15 protein-coding genes and 1 pseudogene are annotated in these 22453 nt (G+C 70.4%); 9 read left to right on the top strand and 7 right to left on the bottom strand.

Annotation, left to right across the window (positions count from 1 at the left end; genetic code table 11):
* The first annotated feature begins 148 nt into the window (after positions 1 to 148).
* The 3 genes and pseudogenes from ACIPK4_RS20915 to ACIPK4_RS20905 all read left to right on the top strand — a co-directional run bounded on the left by ACIPK4_RS20915 (position 149) and on the right by ACIPK4_RS20905 (position 2118).
* Positions 149 to 811 carry a DedA family protein gene (locus ACIPK4_RS20915; protein ID WP_376203503.1) on the top strand — a complete coding sequence of 221 codons (663 nt, stop codon included), beginning with the start codon at positions 149 to 151 and terminating at the stop codon, positions 809 to 811.
* 147 nt (positions 812 to 958) lie between these two features.
* Positions 959 to 1119 (top strand): annotated as a pseudogene (locus ACIPK4_RS20910) (MATE family efflux transporter); the annotation flags it as partial.
* A gap of 177 nt (positions 1120 to 1296) precedes the next feature.
* The gene (locus ACIPK4_RS20905; protein ID WP_402314682.1) at positions 1297 to 2118 is read left to right on the top strand and encodes an ATP nucleotide 3'-pyrophosphokinase; all 822 of its coding nucleotides are present in this window, start codon (positions 1297 to 1299) and stop codon (positions 2116 to 2118) included.
* 378 nt (positions 2119 to 2496) lie between these two features.
* Here ACIPK4_RS20905 and ACIPK4_RS20900 read toward each other — a convergent pair whose 3' ends face one another.
* Entirely contained in the window at positions 2497 to 4164 is a 1668-nt protein-coding gene (locus ACIPK4_RS20900) for a M4 family metallopeptidase (protein ID WP_402314680.1), read from the bottom strand.
* A gap of 355 nt (positions 4165 to 4519) precedes the next feature.
* Here ACIPK4_RS20900 and ACIPK4_RS20895 point away from each other — a divergent pair, with 355 nt between their 5' ends.
* Together ACIPK4_RS20895 and ACIPK4_RS20890 are read left to right on the top strand one after the other, a co-directional pair.
* The gene (locus tag ACIPK4_RS20895; RefSeq protein WP_402314678.1) at positions 4520 to 5380 is read left to right on the top strand and encodes an MBL fold metallo-hydrolase; all 861 of its coding nucleotides are present in this window, start codon (positions 4520 to 4522) and stop codon (positions 5378 to 5380) included.
* A gap of 103 nt (positions 5381 to 5483) precedes the next feature.
* The gene (locus ACIPK4_RS20890; RefSeq protein ID WP_402314676.1) at positions 5484 to 6107 is read left to right on the top strand and encodes a TOPRIM nucleotidyl transferase/hydrolase domain-containing protein; all 624 of its coding nucleotides are present in this window, start codon (positions 5484 to 5486) and stop codon (positions 6105 to 6107) included.
* A 30-nt stretch (positions 6108 to 6137) separates the two neighbouring features.
* Here ACIPK4_RS20890 and ACIPK4_RS20885 read toward each other — a convergent pair whose 3' ends face one another.
* From ACIPK4_RS20885 to ACIPK4_RS20875, 3 genes are all read right to left on the bottom strand, one after another.
* On the bottom strand, positions 6138 to 7046 hold the full coding sequence (locus ACIPK4_RS20885; RefSeq protein ID WP_402314674.1) for a hypothetical protein: 909 nt from the start codon (positions 7044 to 7046) through the stop codon (positions 6138 to 6140).
* Between the two features lie 30 nt (positions 7047 to 7076).
* Positions 7077 to 9011 carry a DNA/RNA non-specific endonuclease gene (locus tag ACIPK4_RS20880; protein ID WP_402314672.1) on the bottom strand — a complete coding sequence of 645 codons (1935 nt, stop codon included), beginning with the start codon at positions 9009 to 9011 and terminating at the stop codon, positions 7077 to 7079.
* A gap of 148 nt (positions 9012 to 9159) precedes the next feature.
* Positions 9160 to 12522 carry a hypothetical protein gene (locus ACIPK4_RS20875; RefSeq protein WP_402314670.1) on the bottom strand — a complete coding sequence of 1121 codons (3363 nt, stop codon included), beginning with the start codon at positions 12520 to 12522 and terminating at the stop codon, positions 9160 to 9162.
* 466 nt (positions 12523 to 12988) lie between these two features.
* Between ACIPK4_RS20875 and ACIPK4_RS20870 the strand changes: the two genes are divergently transcribed.
* The 4 genes from ACIPK4_RS20870 to ACIPK4_RS20855 all read left to right on the top strand — a co-directional run bounded on the left by ACIPK4_RS20870 (position 12989) and on the right by ACIPK4_RS20855 (position 19974).
* A complete protein-coding gene (locus ACIPK4_RS20870) occupies positions 12989 to 13504 on the top strand; it encodes a hypothetical protein (RefSeq protein ID WP_402314668.1) in 516 nt (171 codons plus the stop codon).
* Positions 13505 to 13593: 89 nt separating this feature from the next.
* Positions 13594 to 15237: a S1 family peptidase gene (locus tag ACIPK4_RS20865; protein ID WP_402314666.1), complete on the top strand. Its 1644-nt coding sequence runs from the start codon at positions 13594 to 13596 to the stop codon at positions 15235 to 15237.
* Positions 15238 to 15388: 151 nt separating this feature from the next.
* Positions 15389 to 17842, top strand: a complete 2454-nt coding sequence (locus ACIPK4_RS20860; protein ID WP_402314664.1) for a trypsin-like serine protease — start codon at positions 15389 to 15391, stop codon at positions 17840 to 17842.
* Positions 17843 to 17973: 131 nt separating this feature from the next.
* Positions 17974 to 19974 (top strand): RICIN domain-containing protein, encoded by a 2001-nt coding sequence (locus tag ACIPK4_RS20855; RefSeq protein ID WP_402314663.1) that lies wholly within the window; start codon positions 17974 to 17976, stop codon positions 19972 to 19974.
* Between the two features lie 213 nt (positions 19975 to 20187).
* Here ACIPK4_RS20855 and ACIPK4_RS20850 read toward each other — a convergent pair whose 3' ends face one another.
* From ACIPK4_RS20850 to ACIPK4_RS20840, 3 genes are read right to left on the bottom strand one after another with little or no spacing between them, the layout of a single operon-like run.
* On the bottom strand, positions 20188 to 21054 hold the full coding sequence (locus ACIPK4_RS20850; protein ID WP_402314661.1) for a hypothetical protein: 867 nt from the start codon (positions 21052 to 21054) through the stop codon (positions 20188 to 20190).
* Positions 21051 to 21956 (bottom strand): sigma factor-like helix-turn-helix DNA-binding protein, encoded by a 906-nt coding sequence (locus ACIPK4_RS20845; RefSeq protein ID WP_054226892.1) that lies wholly within the window; start codon positions 21954 to 21956, stop codon positions 21051 to 21053. The genes ACIPK4_RS20850 and ACIPK4_RS20845 overlap by 4 nt, the downstream gene beginning before the upstream one ends.
* On the bottom strand, positions 21953 to 22171 hold the full coding sequence (locus tag ACIPK4_RS20840) for a hypothetical protein (RefSeq protein WP_054226891.1): 219 nt from the start codon (positions 22169 to 22171) through the stop codon (positions 21953 to 21955). Before ACIPK4_RS20840 ends, ACIPK4_RS20845 begins: the two co-directional genes overlap by 4 nt.
* Between the last annotated feature and the right edge of the window lie 282 nt (positions 22172 to 22453).

The following is a 22453-nucleotide window of genomic DNA, read 5'->3' as shown; positions in this document are numbered from 1 at the left end:
CTTCCCCTCGAAGAGATCGTCTACAGTGAGGTAGACGGACTACTGTCTTGTAGACAAGAGAGGGTGGACGACACCCGCGCGATCCGGCAGCCTCTTGCCCGCGGCGGTGAGCCTCACCCCGACCTCCATTATCGATGGGACTGCGCCGATGCCCTTCGCCCAGCTCGCCACACCGCCGACCGTGCACCTCGCCGTGAACCTGCTCGACGCCCAGTCCCTCCTCGCCACGTTCGGAACGATCGGCATCGCGGTCGTCCTGTTCGCCGAGACGGGCCTGCTCGTCGGCTTCTTCCTGCCCGGGGACTCGTTGCTGTTCACGGCCGGACTGCTGTGCGCAGGCTCGGGGACCTCTCCGGGGCACCTGTCCCTGCCCTGGGTCCTCCTCGCCTCCGCGGGCGGCGCCCTCGTCGGCGCGCAGACCGGGTATCTGCTGGGCCGGAAGGCCGGGCCCGCGTTCCTCAGCCGGACGAAGTCCCGCAAGGTCGGCGAAGGCGCCGCCCGGGCGGCGGAGATCCTCGAACGCTACGGGTACGCGAAGGCCATCGTCCTGGCCCGCTTCCTGCCCATCGTGCGGACCGTACTCAACCCGCTCGCCGGGGTTCTGAACGTCCCGGCGCGCACGTTCACCCTCTGGCAGGTACTGGGTGGCCTGCTGTGGACCGTCGGCCTGGTGCTGGCCGGATACGCCCTCGGCGCCTCCGTTCCGGACGTCGACCACTACCTGCTGCCGATCATCGCCGTCATCGCCGCCGTGTCCCTGATCCCGGTCGGCCTGGAAATCCTGCGCTCCCGCCGCGCCTCCCGCACCTGACGGCTGCCCTCCCGCACCTGACGGCTGCCCTCCCGCGCCACCCTGGCGGCGCCCTCAGCAGCCGGGTACCAGCTCTGCAGTGGGGCCGCTGCCCGTGAGCCGGCCCGCGTCCAGCAGGTTGACCGTGTCGGTGTAGGCGGCGACGAGCTGGCGCAGGCGGCCCTGACCACCACCGACACGGTGATGACGGGTCTCATCGGTACCCGCGAACTCGCCGCCGGCGGCCTGGCCCTCTCCACTTCAACCAGCTCCGCACCATGGGAGCCGGCCTCGTCACCTCCGTCGGCAACCAGACAGCCGCCGCCGCGGTCACGTAACCGCACGATGCCGCCACCGAGCGGCGCCATCACGCCAATGCCCCGTGTCCGGGATTTCTCCCGGTACTTCTCCGGCCTTTCTCCCGTTGTGTCCTGCGACGATCACCGCCCGCCCCGTTCATGCGGTGCAGGCGGTGCCACGCACCCAGAGAAGGACACTTCAGCCGTATGAGCACGCACCACCCGGGCCGGGCGGCCGCCGTACTGGCCGCCGCTCTCGCCCTGGCCACGGCCACCACCGGGCTCACCGCTCACGCCGCCACCCCCTCCGGCACGACGGGCAAGCACTCCACCACCATGCTCAGCGGTGCCGGTGCCGGTGCCGGTGCCCGACTGTGCGACGACGACCCGGACGGCTGGAAGCGCGACGGCCTGTGCCTCAACTCCGCGGACAACCGCAAGGTCGACGCGTACCTTGCGCGTGCCCGCGCGGCGGAGCCCTCGATCAGCCGCGATGTGCAGGCTGCCGCCGATCTCAGCCAGGCCGAACTCGTCGGCTTCGACTACCGCCTCAAGTCTCCCGACTCGCTCAAGCGGAAAGTCGCCACGGACCTCAAGGAGCATCCGGAACGCAACACCGACGACGTCCTGGCACGCCTGAGTGACGCGGTGCGCTACACCCTCCAGTGGCCGGAAGACCGCTACGTCACCGGCGTCACCATCGCCTCGGAGGTGCTGTCCGCCTGGGGCGACGACACCACCAAGTGGTCCAACACCTGGGGTCGCGAGAAGGGCTACAGGGGACTCAACACGGGCTGGCGAGCGCCCGGTTCGCGGCAGCTGTTCGAGGTGCAGTTCCACACTCCGGCGAGCAAGTTCGCGCAGGAGGAGACGCACAAGCTGTACGAGGAGCAGCGGCTGCCGTCGACCAGCCCCGCACGCAAGAAGGAGCTGCAGGACCAGCAGGACGCGATCTTCGCCGCAGTACCCGTCCCGGACGGTGCTCCCGCCCTCGCTCCACCCGCCACTCGGCTGGCACCGGCAGCCTGACCCACCCCGCGGACCGGGCGCGCAGATGCCAGCCGTACCGGGCCGTTCGAGCGCTTCGTGACTCCCGTCGGCCCGTCGGTGATCGTGGACTACGCGACCTCGCCGGGTCCGCCCGGGCCTCCTGACGGGTCCGGGTGTGGTGCGCGAGTGGGCGATCTCCTTGTCGCGCTGGTCCTGGGCGCCGGCCTCGCCGGGCGAGGCGATCGCGACGGCGATGTTCAGGGCGATCGAGGCCACGACCGCACCGCCGAATTTCTTACACGCCTGAGCCGTCTGGGCGCAGCGCGGCAGCGCCGCACCGGTTTCACACCGGTGCGGCGCTGCGCGGGTTCAGGGGCCCGGGTTCAGGGGCCCGGGTTCAGGGCCCGGGTTCAGGGGTCAGGGCTTGACGTTCACGCCGGCCCAGGCGGCGTCCACCGCCTTGACTTCGGCACTGTTCGCGCCGTAAAGGTCGGTCGCCGCCTTCAAGGTGCCCGCACGGGCACCGTGGTAGTCGGTGGTGGAAGTGAAGTACGCGGTCAGCGCCTTGTACCAGATCTGAACCGCCTTGTCGCGGCCGATCCCGGTGACGGTGGAGCCGTCCACGGTCGGGCTGTCGTAGTGCACGCCGTTGATGTCCTTCGCGCCACTGCCCTCGGACAACAGGTAGAAGAAGTGGTTGGCGACGCCGGAGGAGTAGTGCACGTCGAGGTTGCCGACGCCGGCGCTCCAGTAGTCGGCCGAACCGCGGCCGTCCTTGCTCGGCTTGTCCTGGTAGCGCAGCGGCTTGCCGTTGCCGAAGATGTCGATCTTCTCGCCGAGCAGGTAGTCGCCCCGGTCCTGGGCGTTGTTCGCGTTCCACTCCACCGCGGTGCCGAAGATGTCCGAGGTCGCCTCGTTCAGGCCGCCGGACTCGCCGGAGTACTGCAGGTTCGCGGTGGCGGAGGTGACGCCGTGGCTGAACTCGTGGCCGGCCACGTCGAGCTGGGTCAGCGGGTGCTGGTTGCTCGCGCCGTCGCCATAGGTGATGGTGAAGGACTGGTCGTCCCAGAAGGCGTTCTGGTAAGCGTTGCCGTAGTGGACCCGGGAGACGGGGGCCCGCCCGTCGTTCTTGATGCCGTTGCGGTGCAGGACGTTCTTGTAGAAGTCCCAGGTCTGGGCGGCACCGTAGGCGGCGTCCACGGCGGCGGTCTGGTTGTTGGCGGGACTGCCGTTGCCCCACGCGTTGTCCGTGTCGGAGAAGACGGTGCCCGTGCCGCCCGTGCGGTGCTTGAGGTCGACGGTGCTGGATCCGCCGCGCACGCCGTCGACGAGGTCGTAACCCTTCGACGACTTGGTGGTGTTGAGGCTGACGGTACCGCTGTACTGGCTGGCGCCGGAGCCGACCGCCCCGACCTGGGCGCCACCCGGCTTGGCGGCCACGGATCCGCCCTGGGCGGTGATGCCGTCGGCTATGTCGTCGATCAGCTGGATCTCGTACAGCTTCTGGCCGGTGTTGGCATCGGTGATGACGCGCAGGCGGCTCGGCGTGACACCGTCGTGCTGGGTGCCGGTGACGACGGTCTCGTAGGCGAGGACGGGCTTGCCGCCCACGGCCCAGATGACCTTGCGCGGTGCATCGCCGGTGGCGGCACCCGTGGTGTTCGCGGCCTCCGCGGCCTGGACCGCAGCGGAATGGGCGGCGCTCGGGCTCAGCTTCGGCGTGACCGAGGCGACCTTGATGTCGTACTCGGTGGCCTTGGTGACGTCCTTGACGGCGCCGTCGGCGCCGCGGTGGACGACGAGGTCGCCGCCGAGGACCGGAAGACCGGCATAGGTGCGCTCGTAGCGGGTGTGGACCGTGCCGTCGGCGTCCTTGATGACGTCCTTGACGACAAGCTGCTCCTCGCCGCCGAGGCCGAGCGACAGGGCGGTGGCCGCGACGGAGGTGCTGTCGACACGCTCCGGAACGGGACCTGCTGATGCACCGGAGGCGCCGGCGGCGAGCAGGGTGCCGGTGAGGACGGCTGCGCCGGACACGAGGGCGAGGCGGCGTGCCCTGCTGCCTGCGGGGGAAAGCGAGAACATTCGGTTTCTCCAGAGAGTCGTGGGGAGTTGGACGGGATCGCCGTCCACCTCTGCAAGGAGGAATGCCTTGATGGGGAGGGAGACTCTCAGCAAGCCGTGGACATGTCACGGGGCACAAATGGCGGTTCGGCCGGTCATGCCGGATTCGCCGCCCGTGTCTTCACGGGAAGGACAAGACTCCGTAACGCGCCGACACAGACGACACAGTTGCCACAGGGATCCGCAACACGCAGGAAAGGAAGTTCCACCGCGGGCCGGTCCGTTCGCCGGCTCCGTGTTGACCACGTGGTGCGGGAACTGTTGGAAGGCACACCGGGACGTGTCCGGCCGAGGACGGCGGCGGTAGGTTGGGGTCGTGATCGATTTCCTCGCCGACGCCCCGGTCCCCGGCAGCCTGGATGCCGTGTGGCACGCGGGCTGGCCGTCCCCCAAACACGATCCCGCCCCCGAGATCCAGGTCCACGCGTACACCGCGAACACGGTGATCCTGCGCCAGAACAAGTCGGTGCACTACGAGGCGCCGTTCCTCTTCCTGCTCTTCGGCAACGAGCGGGCGCTCCTGATCGACACCGGCGCCACCGCCGACCCCGCCCACTTCCCGCTGCGCGCGACCGTCGACGCCCTGATCGAGGACTGGCTGCTGCACAATCCCCGCGCACGGTACGGGCTGACGGTCGCCCACACCCATGGCCACGGCGACCACGTCGCGGGCGACGGACAGTTCGCCGACAGACCGCAGACCACGATCGTCGGCCCGGGGTTGGACGAGGTCACGGCCCACTTCGGGCTCGACGACTGGCCGCACCGCATCGGCGAGCTCGACCTGGGCGGACGTGTCCTCGACCTCGTCCCCGGCCCCGGCCACCAGGCCGCCGGCCTGGTCTTCTACGACCGGCACACGGGTCTGCTGCTGACCGGTGACTCGCTCTACCCCGGGCGGCTCTACGTGGAGGACCGGGCGGCCTACGCCGAGACGGTGGACCGGCTCGTCGACTTCTGCGCGAGCCGCCCGATCACCCACGTCCTCGGCTGCCACATCGAGATGACCACGCAACCGGACAAGGACTACCCGCGGGGTACCACCCACCAGCCGGACGAGCCTCCGCTCCAACTCGCCGCCACTCACCTGCACGAGCTGCGCCGCGCCCTCGTGGAGACGGCGGGCCGGTCGGGCTCCCATCCCTGCGGTGCGTTCATCGTGGTGTACCAGGACTGAGCTGCGGGCCGGCCGCCCCGTCCTGGCGGGCGGCCGGCCGGGCTCGGGCGGGGGCGCCGAATATCGCGTGCCCCAACCTCCACGGACGTGCAGACTCGCCCTCATGGGGGACGGTGACACGCAGGCACTGCGAGACGCGATCGGCGACTGGGCGACGGGAGGCCCGGAGGAGCCGGCCCGTGAGCTGGCCGTACGCATGGGCGTGCGCACGGCGGTGCTGCTCGAAGGGCCGAGCGACCTCGCCGCCGTGGACGCGCTGGCAGGGCGGCGGGGCCGGGACCTGCCCTCCGAGGGCGTGTGCGTCGTACCGATGGGCGGGGCGATGAACATCGGCCGCTACGCGGCTCTCCTCGGGCCGCCCGGCCTCGGGCTGCGCCTGGCGGGGCTGTGCGACGAGCGCGAGCAGCCGTTCTACGAGCGCGGACTGCGGCGGGCGGGGGCGCCGGACCACGGCTTCTTCGTCTGCCTGCGGGACCTCGAGGACGAGCTGATCCGCGCGCTGGGCACCGCGGAGGTCGAGGAGATCGTCGGGGCGGAAGGCGATTTCCGCGCCTGGCGGACGTTCCTCCGCCAGCCCGCCCAGCACGGCCGGTCCCGACAGGAGCAGTTGCGGCGTTTCCTCGGCACGAAGAAGGGCCGCAAGATCCGCTACGGCCGCCTCCTCACCGAGGCGCTCGACCCCGGACAGGTACCGGCCCCCCTCGACGACCTCCTCACGAGCCTGTGACTCCAGCCGGTCTGCCGGCGCGCGGTGGCCTCACTGGATCAGGTCGGTGTGCGGATGGTCCGGGGACTCCGGGCACACGTAGAGCTGCAGGTGGTTGCCGCCGGAGACCTGGATCCTGGGCGAGTTCACCACGCCGGAGTGGTCGACCGCGGCGATGGCCTGGTCCTCGTACGGCACCCAACCGAGGTGGCGGGAGTGCCATTCCTTCGAGGGGACGGTCAGCAGCGGGGCCATTTCGGCGCCGCAGACGGCGCAGAACCGGGCGATGGGATCGGTGAGACCCCACGGGGGCCAGCCACCGACCTTCCAGCCGGGGGCGATGGACAGCTCCTCCTTGTAGAACGCGTCCGGATAGGGAGCGTAGGAGCTGTCCACACCGGCACTGGCTGCCTGCCACGTGCTCCAGTCCTCCAGCTGCCGCTGCAACTCATTGCTCAACTGCATGGGATGGGGGTATTCGGTGATCTGTTCCGGCGCGAGGACGCACGGCTCGGGCACGTACTCGTCGTGCTCGACGGCACACGTCTCGGGGGGCGCAGTGAGGATGTCGGTGACCTCCGCGGCTGATCGCCAGAACAGCACGGTCGGCGGCTTGTAGTCCGGCTCGTGCTCGAACGGACACCACAGCATCTGGAGCAGGTCCGCCTGCCCGGGCGGCCGCAGCAGGGGTACGTCGCGCACGTACAGCTGGGCCACGGGCAGCATGGCGTTCGGGCCTTCGTGCCACTCGTCGGTCCGCGGGTCGTGCCATTCGTGCGACTCGGGGCAGTACGGCCACGGTTCGCCGGCGGGCCACAGCAGTGGCCCGCCGACCGAACTGTCATGCGGGGTCGCAGACCCGGGGCGGGGATGCAACCGGATCGCCGGGCGCGCCAGCGGGGCCAGGTCAGGGAAGACCGCGGTGACGTCGAAAGGCCGCGGCGGGGTGGTACGTCTCATGCTGGCTCCCGATGGCGCACGTTGAGCGGGTTAGTTTCCTAGGTTCAGCAGTCCGGTGTTCTTCTGGGTGTTGGGTACGTAGATGTCGGGGAACAGCGGCTGCGACGTGCCGTCCGACCGCTCGACCCTAGCGCTCATCCAGACTCCCCGGGGAATGGTGCTGGTGCTGTCCAGGTAGTCGGGCGTCGTCTGGTAGAAGACCGCATCGTTCGGGCCCAGGATGCCGCCGTCCTTCACGGGCTTCACCGACTTCTGGGTCATGGCCTCGTAGGTCCGCATGCTCGGCGTTCCGGTGTTCATTCCGGCCTGCCAGCAGGGAACGAGATTGACCGGTCCATTGTCCTTCTTCTCACCGGGTCCTCCGAGGACGTTGGCGATCAGATGGCACCGGGCGAGCCCGGCCACGGGCGGGTGGCTGCGGGCGAACTCCTGCGCGTCCTGCCAGCCGGTGATGTCTCCCTCTGCCGGACTGCCCTCGACGGTCGTGGTGCCCAGGCAGGCCTGCGCCTGGGTCGCCCGGAACCCGGCCGGGCTCAGTGGAACGGTCTTGTTGACGTGCGGGACCGGTTCGGTGGTGTTCTTGATCCATCCGTTGCCGGAAGGCACGTGCCCGGCCGGAGCGTTCTGGAGGCAGACGGCCTGGGGCTCGGCGGTCGAACCGCTGATGTCCAGCTTGAACTGGTCGCCGTCCAGGACTCGCTGGTTCGTGAAGCCGTCGGAGAGCTGACCGTCGCCGGCCTGCTTGTCCGCGAGCGGGACGTGAGCGCGGGCGCAGGGGCTGCCCGTGCCGCCGTCCAGGACGTCGGTGACCCATCCCCCGCGGGTGCTGTGCCGGGGAAGGACCTCGGCGCACTGAGCGCCGTCGATGCCGCCTTCACGGGTGACCCCGAGGGGGAACTCGCCGCAGCTGTCGCCCGCAACCAAGTCCGTCCGGGCCTGGAAGGTCCCGCAGGTCCGGGCCGTCCGGCCGGCTATGTCGCCTTTTGCCCGGGTCAGCGGCTTGTCTCGCCCCCAGCCGGCGAGGTTGCTCTGGGCCCACAGGTAGCCGGCCGCCGCGGCCCCCGCGCCGGACGGGGCCTGCTGGTCGCTCATCCTGACGACCGGCATGACGCTGGGCACGACGCAGCCGGGATCGGGCGTGCCGGCGGTGGCCGTGTCCCGGACGGCGTCGTCGCAGCGGATCTTCTCCGGGTTGCTCCAGGAGGCGCTCGGGTCCGTGATCTGGGCGCCGGGCGAGGTCACGTACATCTTGTACGACGTCGTGAAGTCGACTGCCGTGCCGGCCGCCGGGGTGGATTCGTAGGCCACGTCGCCGCTGATGAGCTGCCCCGGGATCAGGGCGCCCTTCGTGTACCACGGGGCCGCGGTGGTGACCTTGCAGCCCGCCGAGCACTCAGCCCTGAACTTCACGTTCAGGATCGTGACGGCCCCGGTCGCGCCGGTCATCGTGACCGAGATCTTCTCTTTCCACTTCGTGCCCTTGTCGGGCAGGACGGCACTGCTCGAAACGTTCAGCGTTCCGGTGCCTACCACGTTGCCGTTGCCGTCCTTGAGCGTGTAGAGCACCGTCAGGCTGTACACGCAGTACCCGAAGCGGCCGTACCACCACGTCCCGGGGGTGGTGATGGAGCAGCTACCCGGGTCGGGAACGGCAGCCGCTGCCGCCGCCGGCGCGGCGGCAGCGGCGAGGAACTTCCGCCCGACCTGGGTCACCGGCGTGGCGCTCGTGGTGACACATGCCCGCACGGCACCCGCCTTGCGCTCGCGGGAGCCGGCGGGCGTGGGCTCGCAGTTCTCCTGGGAGTCCATCGTGGCGGGACGGGTCTTGGTGGGGGCGGGAACACCGGTCGGACGGTTCGCGTCGATGCCGCCCGCCGTGCGGGCGGGGGCCTCCTCCGCCGACACCTTGCCTGCGGCGCCAGGGGCGTGGCCCTGGCCGTCGGCGGCGGCGGTGCCGGTCGCCATGAGGCTCAATGCGAGGAGGAGGCCGGGGAGTATTCGTCTCCTGCGTGCTGAATTCATGTCTTCTCTCTGTGGGAAGTCGTCCCGGGCAGCACCGGGGCGAATGCGCCGGCACACGGCCGGCGAGGGGGAATCGGTGAGGGATCAGCCGTCAGGCGACGAGGTCGAAGAGCACCTTGGATACGGACTTGGTGGCCTTTTCCACCGTGCGGATGACCGGCTTGGCCACCGTGGTGGCGACGCGTCCGCCGCCGCGGGTGACGAGACCCAGCGCCGTACGACCGGCGGACGATACGAACTCACCGCTGGTGAAGCCGTATTCGATTCCCGTGGCGATGGCGCTGACGCCGGCGGCGACGACGGAGACGCCGAGGCAGACCGCGGCGATGCTGCCGAGAACGGGTGCCGCCGGGAAGAACACGCACGAGACGGCGAAGCCGGTCGCCAGCAGCCCGGCAGCCGTGCTGACCTTGTCGGCGCTGTCAGCCCACCATTTGGCGTCGTTCCACCATTCGTCCTTCCCCGGCTGCGTCCCCTTGGGGTTGACCGTGTCATTGGCCGGCGTGTCGGAGGGGTTGCGGTTCGCGTCCCGGTCCTTCTGCGCCTGCTCGGCGGCGAGGCGCGCGGCTTCCTTCACCTCCGCGGTCCGCTTGTCCGCGGCGATCTGGCGTGCCTCGGCGGCGGCCGCGGCAGCCGCCTTGGCGTCCCGGCCCGCGGCGAGTTCGGCCTGGTGGGCGTTGGCGGCGGAGGCTTGGGCACTGTAGGCGGAGGCCAGTGCGCTGCGGGCCGCGTCGATGGCACGGTTGGCCGAGAGGTTCGCCGCGCGGGAGGCGCTCTGGGCGGTGGTGGCGGCGTCCTTGGCCTTGTTCGCGGAAGCCTGGGCATCGGCGGCGGACTTGTCCGCCGCGTCCGCGTGCTGACGGGCCTGGTCCTTGTAGCCGTCGGCCAGTTTCGCCGAGTCCAGCGCCTTCTGCGCCCACTCCTGGGCCTTGGCTCCGGCATCCCGGGCCACTGCCGCGACCTGGGAGGCGAGTGCCGCGTCCCGCTGAGCCTCCTGGGCGATCCTGGCCGCTGCCGCGATGGTCGCCTGCATGGCGGCGGCGTGGCTGAGGGAGTCGTAGTCGAGCTGGGCGGCCCGGTGCTGGACGGACTGCACGAAGCGCCGGCGCATCCAGGCGGGGCCCTCCAGGGCGACCTCGGCATAGGCCTTGGAGTACAGGTCCCCGGTGGCCGCCACCTTGATGGTGGAGACGGCGTCGTCCTGTTCGACGGCCTTGGCCAGGTCCTCGTCGAAGAACTTCTGGAGGGCTTCGGGGGTGTTGGCGTTGAGCGCGTCGTTGGCGGCTTTGGTGACGGCGCTTCCGGGCTTCTCGTGCAGGATCTTGAGGATGTTGACCCTGTTGTCCTCGGCACGTGACCTGATGACGCCGGAGGTGTTGAAGTCCCCTTCCGCGGGGATGCCGCCGGCAAGGGCCTGAACGGCCGCCTTCGCGACGGCCGGCTCGGCGACCTGGGCGATGAAGAGGATGGTCTCGCGATCGTCCTGGGACTCGGCGAGCTGCCGGTCGAGGTCGATCCAGGAGAAGACGTCCTCGTCGGATCCGGCGAGTGCGAAACGGGCGGCCTGGCGGGTCCAGGTCCCCCGGGAGTCCAGCAGTGCGACGGCTGCCCGGCGGCCGAGGGTGGCGGCTACGGCGAGGTCGTCGTGGCCGAGCGCCTGCTCCGCCTTGGCCAGGAGGTCCTTGGTGGCCTGGGCGGTCTGCTGCGCCTGGGTGCGCTTGTTCAGGGCGGCCGCGCGTTCGCTCTTGTCCACCTGGGCGAGTTGCGCCGCTTCCTTCATGCCTTGCAGCTTGTCGGCCTCCAGGGTGGCCGCCTCGGCGGCGCGGGCGTTCTTCTCCACCGCGATCGCGTCCTCGACGGCCTTCGTCGCGACGTTGGCCGCCTTGACCGCCTCGTCAGCGTAAGCGGTCGACTTGTTGGCGAAGTCGATGGCCTGACCGGCATACTTGACGGCTTCCTCCGCGGCGTCGGCGGCCCGCTCCGCGTGCCCGGCGGCGGACTTGGCCGCGCTGTTGGCCGTACGTGCGGCCCGTGCGGCGGTCGAAGCGAGCGCCTGGGCGGTGGAAGCGGCGTTGGTCGCCTGATTGGCGGCACTGGAGGCGATGTCGGCCTGGCGCCTGGCCTCGGCCGCCTCGCCTTGGGCGACGCCGGAGGCCTCGGCCGCCTGGGCGGACGCCCGCGCGGCGGCTGCGGCGTCGCGCGCGGCGTCCGCGGAGGCCAGACCGGCCTTGGCCGACTGCTCCGAGGCGACGGCGGCGTCATCAGCGGCCTTGGCCGCGGAGTACGCCTTCGCGGCGGCATCGCGGGCGGCGACGGCGGCGTTCTTCGCCTCGTTGGTCTTCGAGGCGTCCTTCGACGCGGCGATCGCCGCGTTGTAGGCGCGGGTGGCGGCCGATCCGGCAGCGGCCGCCGCCTGGGAGGCTGCCGTGGCCGCCCAGGACGCCCGCTGCGAGGCCTGGACCGCGGCGGACGAGGCGGCGATGGCGGTGCGGGCGGCGGACGCGGCGCCTCCGGCGGCGGTGGCGGCCTGGCGGGCCGCCTCGGCGGACCTGCGGACGTCGTCCTTCGCCTTCTCGGCCTCGGCCGCAGCCGTTTCGGCCTTCTCCTTGGCCTTGCTCGCGGCGGTCGTCGCACGCTCGGAGGCTTCAACGGCAAGGTCCGTCTGCTCCCGGGCCCGCGCGCTCTCGCGCACGACGATGGCTACCAACTGGCCAATGGTCGCGGACTCCTGGTCGCGGGCCCGTGCGATGTGCTGGCCGGTGTCCAGGTACCACTGCACGTCGTCCGCGGTGCCGCTCAAGGCCCGGTTCGCGTACTTCTTGAGCTCCGGGCCGGCCGTGGCGAGGCTGCGGATGATGTCCACCCGCATGTCCTCCAGCCTGGCGTCGTACTGGCCGGTGAGCAGGAACTGCTCCAGCGCCTGGTCGGTGCCGGCGCTCAGCGCGGCGTTGCCGTCCCGCTTGACGCTCTTTCCGCCGTTGGCCATGACGCTGAGGGTGGAGACCCGCATGTCCTCGGTGACCGAGGGGCGGAACCCGTCCTTCACGAACGTGGATATCGCCTCGTCCCCACCGCTGAGGGCTGCGCTGACGTCCCTTCGGACGCTCTTGCCTCCGTAGCCCAGGTAGGTGAAGGCGGCGACGCGGTTGTCGATCCGGGTCGCCTTCGGCAGCTCCTCGGCGAGGAAGGCCGTGATCTCCTGGTCGGTGCCGCTCAGCGCGTAGGCGGCCGCCTCCTTGACCGAACGTCCGCCCAGGATCCATGCCTTGACGGCCTTGGCGCGCTCCGTGTCCGGGAGGGCCAGGGCGTCGCCGGCCGGGCCGGCGCCGGTGGCGGTGGCGGTGGCCGTGGCGGCCCGTACGGGCGTGGTGAACAGCCAGGGTGTGGAAGCGGCGGCTGCGCCCGCCGCGACGGCGGTGGCGAACCGGCGTCGGCTCCAAAACGTTTCCTGCACGGAAGAACCTCTCTGATTTTGATTCCTCGAGGCCGAGGTCAAATCACGCCCGGGAAATCTCACCGGGACGGCGGTGAACTGACCTTAAGCAGGACACACGCCCGGAACACACCTGGCTTCAGCTCAACCGGCACTACCGCCGAAAGATGGCTGAATCTCACCCTCATGTTTTCGCAAAACCGCCACAACCATTGTGCGAAGTGGCGCAAGTCACGCCCCTGATGGGCGATATCTACCTGAACGCCCCATTTATTCGCTTGGCTGGATGGCGAATGGCTTGGTTTCATTCAGGAGATCGCCAGCCACTGCAAAACGCCGTCGCATTCCCCTTTCGACTGCGTTTATCAGCCATGCCCTGAGGTGTGCACAAAACCATGTGCACACCAATTCAATGACCTGGCGACTTTCCATCGCCGCGCATGTGGGCGCGTTCGAGAATCACCTGGATTCGACACTAAGGATGAACATGAAGGCACGTAGCGCTATCCTGCGGATCGTCGGCGCGGCTGTGGGCGCGGGTGCTCTGGCCTGGGCCGCTGTCGTCGGCGGCGTGACCGGCCAGGTCGGTACGGAAGGCATCGCGACGAAGTCGATCGCCGACGAGGGCCCGGGGTACGCCATCGAGGACTTCGCCTATCCGAACGCCGATAAAATCCTCGCGGAGAAGAAGATCAAGCTGAAGAGCGGCGACGGTCACATCCTCCTCGCCGAGTGCACGGGTGCGCCCGAACTGATGGAGGTGTTCTCCCACAAGAACGAAAAGGTCTGCTTCCGGGTCACCGGGGACAAGGGATATCTGAGCCTGGAGATCCCGTCGGTCTTCGGAGTCAAGGGGAACAACTACGCCGCCCAGGTCAACATGTCGGCCGGAACCGAGGAAAAGACGTTCACCGTGGACAAGAACGCCTGGACCGCTGTGGGCGAGACCGCGGACGACCAGGGCCGCGATTTCATGCTTCTGGAGATCAGGACTTCCAAGTAGCCCCTGCAGGGTCGCACCCTCGCGCGTCGAACAGAAAGCACACTCACTGCCGACGTGTCGGCTCACTTTTCCTGCTCTGAAAGAAGACCATGCCTGAAACGCGTCTCCTCCCTTCACGAGTGACGGGCCTGCTCGTCACCGCCACCGCCACGGCCGTCGCCGCGGGCCTCGTATCCGCCGGCCCGGCTCAGGCCGTCGTGGGCCCCGAGGCGCCCGCCGGCCAGTACGCCTTCGCCGCGAAGCTGGTCATCGGCGACGAGGCCAACAGCCGTGGCTGCACCGGCACGCTGATCGACGCCAACTGGATCCTGACCGCAGCCAGTTGCTTCGCGGCCACCCCGGGTACGACGGTGCCCGCCGGCAAGCCGGCGCTGAAGGCTTCGGCGACCCTCGGTGACGGCAAGACCGTCGAGATCACCGAGATCGCCCCGCGCGCCGACCGCGATGTCATCCTCGCCCGCCTGGCCACCCCCGCAGCCGCCCCCGCAAGCGTCAAGCGCGCCGGCGCGGCACCGGTGACCGGCGCCGATGTCACGGCGGCCGGGTTCGGGCGGACCAGGACCGAGTGGGTGCCCGGCAAGCTCCACACCGGTTCGTTCACCGTGAACGCCGCGGATGCCACCGGCCTCACCATCACCGGCAAGGGCACCGACTCCCTGTGCAAGGGCGATACGGGCGGTCCGCTGCTGAATGCTGCCGGCGAGCTTGTCGGCGTCAACAGCCGTTCCTGGCAGGGTGGTTGTTACGCCGGCGATCCCGCCGAAACCCGCACCGGCGCGATCGCAGCCCGCGTCGACGACCTGCGTGAGTGGATCGACGGATACCGTGCGACAACTCGGGGATGGCAGACCGAGGCTCTCGTCCAGTCCGGTGGCAGCCTCTACCAGGGCATTCGCCTGCCCGACGGCTCGTGGACCGGGTTCACCGACGTCCAGTCCAAGGTCAACGGCCTGGGCGGGATCCGCAGCTCCGCCGCTGCCGGCATCAACGGCGACACGCACGTCCTGGCCATCAGCACCAGCGGCGGCCTCTTCCACACCATCCGCAAGGCGGACGGCACCTGGGGCCGGTTCGGAGACGTCTTCGCCGCGGCCAGCACCCTCGGCAACCTCACCCAGGTCTCAGCCGTCTCCATCGGCTACGACCTCCACGTCGTGGCCGTCGCCGACGGAAAGGCCTTTCACACCGTACGCGACGCGACGGGCAACTGGACCCCCTTCCGGGACATCAGCAGCGGATCCCTCGGCAACGTCACCGCCGCCGCGACCGCCAGCGTCCGCGGCGAGCTCCAGGTCGGTCTCGTCAGCGGCGGCAAGCCCTACCACAGCATCCGCCGGACCAATGGGAACTGGCTGGGCTGGGGCAACGTGGCCCAGGCCGCAAGCGGCACCGGACCCATCACCGCCATCGGCATGGCCGGTGCCGACGACGGGACGCACTTCACCGTGGCCACCGACAACGGCGCGCACCAGTACCACTCGCTCCGCAACTTCGACGGTACGTGGAGCCCGTTCGGAGACCTGAAGCCCTACCTCGGCGGCATCAACGCCAAGGCCCTGTCCACCGCAGCCGTCAACGGTGAACTCCAGCTCGCCGTCACCACCGATGACGGCAGGGTCGTCCACATCACCCGTCACACCGATCGCACCTGGGGCGCTCCCGCGACCGTGCCCCTGGAGGGTCTGCCCGGGGCCCCCGGCGCGCTCGCCATCACGGCCACCCTGCACAGCTGATCCGACTCCCCGTTCCCGCGACGGCAGCGGCTCCGCGATCCCGGTCACGGGGCCGCCGCCGCCGTGGGCGTCAGGGCCGACGAGCCGGGCCCGCCCTTCGCGCGCGCCCCGCGCACCCCGAACCTGATCCTGCTGCTTAAGGATGCTCCGCATGTCAGTTCTCCACCCCCGCTCGGCGCGGGCCGGCCTCGCGCTGACGGCGGCCGCGGTCGCCGCGGGTCTGGTCACCGCCGGCACCGCCCGGGCCGTCACCGGCCCGGAAGCCCCCGCCGGACCGTACGCCTCCCTCGTGCGGCTGGCACTCGGCGACGAAGTGAACGGTCGCGGCTGCACCGCGACACTGGTCGACCCGCGCTGGGTCCTGACCTCGGCAAGCTGCTTCTCCGCCACTCCCGGCGTGGCGGTCCCGGCCGGAAAGCCCGCACTGAAGGCGACCGCGACGTTGAGCGACGGCCAGAGCCGCGAGATCGTCGAAGTCTCCGCCGGCGCCGCCGACCGGGACCTGCTCCTCGCCCGCCTCGCCACCCCGGCCGTCGGCGTCCCCACCGCCAAGTTCGCCGCGACGGCTCCGGCGGCGGGCGCCGATGTGACCGCGGCGGGCTTCGGAAGGACGAGGACCGACTGGGTACCCGGCAAGCCCCATACCGGAGCGTTCACGCTGAACACGTCCGACGGGGCCACCCTTTCCCTCACGGGCAAGGGCACCGACGCCCTCTGCAAGGGCGACACCGGCGGCCCCCTCTTCAACTCGGCCGGCGAACTCGTCGGTGTCAACAGCCGTTCCTGGCAAGGCGGTTGCCTCGGCACCGATCCCGGCGAAACCCGTACCGGCGCCATTTCCGCCCGCACCGACAACCTCATGGCGTGGATCGAGACGATCACCGCTCCGCGCACCGGCGGCCAGGTGTCCCTGCTGGCCGGTGGCGGTGGAGCGATGTGGTCCCAGTTCGGGGACCTCGGCTACGGGGAGTACGGCCAGTCCTGGGCCAAGGTCGACGGCAAGGACGTGTCCCGCGTGGTCACCGTCCGCGACGGCGACGTGGTGCGCGCCTACGCGATCGTCGACGGCCGGGTCTACGGCCAGGATCTCCACCTGGCATCGAACGGCAGGTGGTCCGGCTGGGGCGAGGTGCCCGGTGGCGCCGCCGGCGCCAAGGACATCGCCGCCTCTCTGGTCGGAGCCAGCGTCCACGTGCAGATCGTCGGCGCCGACGGCAACCTCTACTCGCAGGTCGCCGACTACCGGGCCGGCCGCTGGAACGCCCTGTGGACCGCGGTCGGAGCGTCGGGGCTGACGCGCGTCACCAGCGCGCCCGCCGGCCCCATCGTGCGCGTACAGGCCGTCGGCGACGGACGCGTCTACGGTCGCGACTTCGACACCCGCGACGGCAGTTGGACGCGCTGGGGCGAGGTTCCCGGCAACGCCAGCGGCGTCAAGGACATTGCCTCCAGCATGATCGGCAACAACGTCCAGGTGCATATCGTCGGCGGTGACGGCGCCGTGTGGACCCAGTTCGGCAATTACGACGCCGGCCGTTGGAACGACGCGTGGAGCAGGGTCGGCGGCACCGGTCTGACGAACGTCACCAGCGCTCCCTCGGGCAACGCCGTCGAGCTCTACGCGACCGACGCCGGCGGCCGGGTCGAAAACGCCCGGCTCGACACCGGTACCGGTATCTGGAGCGCGTTCCAGGAACTCAGGGGCGGCATCTCCGGCACCACCGACGTGTCCGCCGCGATCCTGGCCGCACCTTCCAGGGTGACGCTGGCGGCGACCGCGCCCAACGCGCTGGCCATCCAGAACGGCGCCCTGGCCACCGGTGTTTTCGCGCCCCGGTGGGACACCGTCGGCGGGCTCGCGGTCACCAACCTGACCAGCGTCGACACGGGCAGCACGATCCGCTATGTCGGTGTCGCCGGCGGCCGAGTCTACGACCGTGAGTACAACCCCTCCACCAGCGTCTGGGGCAGCTGGACCGAGGTGCCGGGTGGCGCGGCAGGCGTCAAGGACGTCTCCGCCACGATGATCGACAACGTGCTGTACGTGCAGATCGTGGGATCCAACGGCGACCTCCACACGCAGGTCGGCGACTACAACGCCGGCCGGTGGAACACCCACTGGACCGCCGTCCCGGGATTCACCGGGCTGACCGGCCTCACCTCCGTGAAGGCGGGCCCGTACGTACGCCTCTACGGCATCGCGGGCGGCAAGGTCTACGGCCGCGACCTCGACACCCGCAGCAACACCTGGAACAACTGGGGGGACATCCCCGGCGGCTTCACCGGCGCCAAGGACATCACGGTCGCCCGCGCCGGTGCCACGGTCCAGATCCAGGTCATCGGTTCCGACGGCGCCCTCTACAGCCAGGCGGGCGACTATCTCGCCGGCGCCTTCCAGCCGTCCTGGACCAGGATCGGCGGCAGCGGACTGACCCGCCTTTCGAGCACCTCCGCCGCCGGCAACATCAGCGTCTACGCCATCGGCGCCGCCGGCACGGTCCAGAGCACGACCCTCGACACCACCGTAGGCGACTGGACCGCCTGGCGTCCGGTTCCCGGCACGCTCACCGCGCCGACCGACCTCAGCGCCACCGCCACCCGGTAACACCCCGCACCGCCGGCCCGTCCGCGCCGGGACCACCTTCCCGGCGCGGACGGACTCCGGTCACACCCGCGACGCGGCGGGCGGCGCAGGTTCCTGCGCCGCCCGCCGCGTCACACACCAGAAGGAACACCATGCCCGTAACCGGTTCACGCCTCGCGTGGGCTGCCACGCTACTGGCCACCGCGGTGGGAGGCGGTCTCCTCACCGCGGGTCCCGCCACGGCCCTGAGCGGGAGCGATGCCCCGAACACCGGCTACGCCTTCGCGGCGAAGCTCAACATCGACGACAGGACGTCCTGTTCAGGCGCACTGGTCGACGCCCGGTGGGTGCTCACCGCCGCGTCCTGCTTCCGCAGCGGCTCCGCGCCCGTCCCGGCCGGCAAGCCCGGGATGAAGATCACGGTGACCGTGGGCCGCACCGATCTCACCCAGTCCACGGGCACCGTGGTCGACGCCGTGGAGCTGGTTCCCCACGCGGACCGGGACCTCGTGATGGTCAAACTCGGCTGGCCGGTCGTCGGGGTCGCCCCGGTGAAGGTCGCCACCACGGCTCCCGTGGCCGGCGAGGAGCTCACCGCGCTGGGCTTCGGCCGGACGAAGACGGAGTGGGTCCCGGACAGGGCACACACGGGCGTCTTCACCGTGGCCACCCTCGACGGCAGTGTGCTCGGCCTGACCGCGTCGGGTGACGCCGTGGTCTGCAAGGGTGACGCCGGTGGACCGGCCGTGCGCCGGAAGGACGGCAGCGTGGAGCTGGCGGCCGTCAACTCGCGCTCCTGGCAGGGCGGCTGTCTCGGCATGGATGCGGCCGAGACCCGCACCGGCGCACTCGACGTCCGCGTGGACGACGTGGCGGCCTGGGTCAACCAGGTTGCCAAGACCACCCCCGCGGTGCTGCTCCAGTCGCTGGTGCCCAACGTCACGCAGGTGATGGCCTCGGGTGACTTCAACCGTGACGGGCGTGACGACGTCGCCGCGGTCACCGCCGACGGCAACCTGCACACCTTCGCGGGCCGTCCCGACGGCACCTTCGAATACGGCCGCCCGATGTGGCGGCCCGACGGAAGCTGGCGCGGCGCCACGAAGATCATCGGTGGCGACTTCAACGGCGACGGCATCACCGACATCGCCTCCGTCTGGAGCGGCGGCGGGCTCCGCCTGTACGCGGGGCGACCGGACGGCAGCCTTGCGGAAGGCAAGGCGATGTGGCCGGACGGCACCAACTGGAATTCCATGCTCCAGCTCGACAGGTACCGCATGACGGGCTCCGACCGCGACGGAATCCTCGCCGTGTGGGGCACGGGTGGCAGCAAGGGGTCCCTGCACGCCTACTCCGCCGGCCCCAACGGCGTGCTGAACGAGCAGAGCCGCACGATGTGGCCGGACAACACCTGGACGGGCATCCAGAAGATCACCACCGGTGACTTCAACAACGACGGTCGCGACGACGTCGTCGCCATCGCCCCCGACGGTGCCCTGCGACGCTACAGCGGCAACACGGCGGGCGGCCTCGACGCCGGTGTCTCCATGTGGCCCGACACCACCTGGAACAACACGCCGATCATTCTGGCCGGTGACTTCAACGGCGATGGCAAGACCGACATCGGCCGGCTGTGGAGCAACCAGCAGCGCTTCGGCCTCTACAAGGGCAACGGTCAGGGCGCCCTCGCCGCCGGTACCAACGCCTGGCCCTCCCCCGTCGTGCCCGCCCGCGGTCAGATCCGCAACGCCAACAGCGGCAAGTGCCTGGAGATCGTCAACTCCAGCAAGGACAACAGCGCCCTCGCCCAGCAGTGGTCCTGTGTGGGACAGGCCGGCGCGCAGTGGGAGTACCGTCCCACCGCCACCGCGGGCGTCTACCAGATCGTCAACGTCAACAGCGGCAAGTGCCTGGAGATCATCAACTCCAGCAAGGACAACGGGGCCCGCGCGCAGCAGTACACCTGCCACGACATCCCCACCATGCAGTGGACGGTCAAGCAGGCCGGCAGCACCGTGAGCCTGGACATCAGCAACGTCAACAGCGGCAAGACGCTGGAGATCAACAACTCCAGCAAGGAGGACGGCGCCCCCGCCCAGCAGTGGGCACACGCCTCCGACCCCGCCTACCCGGGTCAGAGCTGGTACCTGTAACCGACTGGTGCCCCCGGGCGCCCTCCGAAGGCCGGCCGTCCCGTCAACACACGGGGCGGCCGGCTCCTCCATGCCCCGGTCTGCTCCGACTCCCCGGATGATCAAGCCCTGTTCGGGGAGCGGCGCCGCAGATCACGTATGCATGACGTACACCTCCCGCCGCACTGTGCTCACCGCTCCGCCCTCCGCGCTAGTTCGCCGGCACCTGCTCGGTCACGGGCCGCCCCTCGGCTCGGCGGTCGCGTCGTCTTCGAAGGGCGACTCGAAGGCGCTCATGAGGCAGTGATCACTCCGGACGGCAGCGGGTGCGGGTGCGACAGGCCCGTGAGGAGGACCGGAACGCCGTCGCCCGGAGCGTGCCCGGCGCTCGGGGCGTTCGGGCAGGCTGCCGGGAGGCCTGGGCGGGTCGTAGGCCTCGGCGAGCAGCGACCTGACCTTGCCGGAGAAGCCGGGCCCGGGCATGGGCAGTTCGATGTCGGGCTCGCGGAGGTAGGCCGCGGCGACGGCGCTGGGCACGTAGTCCATGAGCCCGGTGACGGTGGCGGAGCGGGTGCGGGTGATCTGCTTGGCGAGGTGGTGCAGGACCCGCAGGATCGTGGTGGTGGAGGCGCTGGTGATGCGGTCCTTCGGGTCCTGGGGCGGGGGCTGGACGTCGTCGGTCTGGCCGTGCCACCAGCTGGCCGCGTCGTCTTCGCCGAGGGACAGGTGGTGCAGGTACAGGCAGTACGCGGCGGCCGCCTGGCCCGCACCGGCCGCGTACTGCCACCAGAACCGAGCCCCGTCATCGCTCTCGGTCAGCTGCAGCACGCAGGCCAGGACCAGCGCGCTGCGGGGCTCGGGCACCTGCTCGGTGACGAAACCCGCAACTGCTTCGGCCGGGGTGTGGCTGACGAGCGTCTCGCACAGGACGCGCAGGTCCTCGGCCGCGGCGTTGAAGCCGTGGGCGGCGTCCGCCGGTGGGGCGCTCCGGCGGGGGTCGGTGTCGCAGGGGACGGCCGGGGGCTGCACGACGTCCCGGGGCACCGCAGCTCGCTCACGGACGAGGAGCGCCCGGGAGAGCAGGTCTTGTACGGGGGTCATTCGGTGGGCCCTTCGGTGTCGGGTGGGTTGAAGATGTTGTCGAGAAACCTTTCGGCGTAGCGCTCCGAGGACTGCACCGTGGGCTTGGAGAGCCCGAGCAGCCCTGATGTCTCCTCGGGGGTGAACCCGCACAGGCTCCGCAGGACCACGACGTCGAGCGGGACTTCGGGCAGTCGGCTGATCGCCTTGAACAGCTCCAGGCTCTCGGCCATCTGCGCCATGCCGGCCGCCACGTCGGTCATGGTCCGCAGGGCGACGGTGTCGAACGCGGCGTGGCCGAGGTCGGGGCGGCCGTCCACGTGCGGGGTTTTCGCCATGACGGTGGCCCGCAGGATCTTCCACGCGTAGTTGCGCATGTCCGGGCTGGCCAAGGCGCCGTTCCAGGACAGCCACAGCAGGTCGAAGGTGTCCGCGACAGCGGCCTCGCACGGGTCGTCGAAGAGGAACACCTGGCAGTAGCGCCGGTAGGAGTCCTCGACGGTCTCGCGGAACGCGCCGTGCTCCAGCGGCGGTACGACCGCGCTCGTGGTCACCGGGGGACTGCCCGCGGATCTCTCGATCCACTCCCGGCTCTTCTGCGCGTCCAGGGCCGCCTGCCGCCACAGGCGTTGCAGGGGCCAGACCGGCATTTCCAGGACGCCGGCGATCCCCTCCAGGAGTTCCCACCGCGGATAGAGACCGACACCGCGCATGAGCTCGGACAGTTTGGACTTCGCGAGCGGGACCCGGCCGCTCATTTCGGCGAGTGTCAGACCGCTGGCGAGGTAGCGGTCGCGGGTCGGCTCCAGCCAGGCCCGGTGGGTGCTGCTCACGCCGGTGGCGATCGGGCCGAGCTTACGGCCCGGACGCCCGCCGGGGACCGGCCCGGAGGCCGAGTACTCGGGCTCGAGGGGGGTGCTCACGGGGCGTCGTCCTCCTTGTCGGGCACCGCCGTCACGCGGTGCCCCGAGGCCGTCGCGGCACGCGAGCGCGTCACGTGGAAGACCTGCTGGACCGTCAGGCCCAGGGCGGGTGCCAGCGCGGTGATCGCGGCGACCTGCCCCATCATGGTCATCGCCACGCTCCAGGTGAGCACTATGAGCAAGGCGAGGAGGATCACTACGTGCTTTCGGTCCATGCAGACCTCCAGGTATCGGTCGAGGGTGCGCGGCCATCCGGGGCCCGCGTCGAAGTCACCCCAACTACCAGGTGCCGAGCCGGTAGTTGAGAGGCACATCATGGACCGTCACCTCGGCGCTACGCCACGTGATCATGGATTCGCGGAACAATGGCGTCCACGAAATGTCGGTTCCGTGAACAAGGCCGACCGTTCCTGCCCAGGTGGCAACACATCAGTCCCACGGAACAGCGAAAGTTCCCGGTTTTCCTTGCATTCCACGCGCGCACCCCTACCAATGGA

The organism is Streptomyces sp. NPDC086989 (assembly GCF_044745505.1).
Lineage (GTDB): Bacteria > Actinomycetota > Actinomycetes > Streptomycetales > Streptomycetaceae > Streptomyces.
This window is presented reverse-complemented; position numbering and strand designations above follow the sequence as displayed.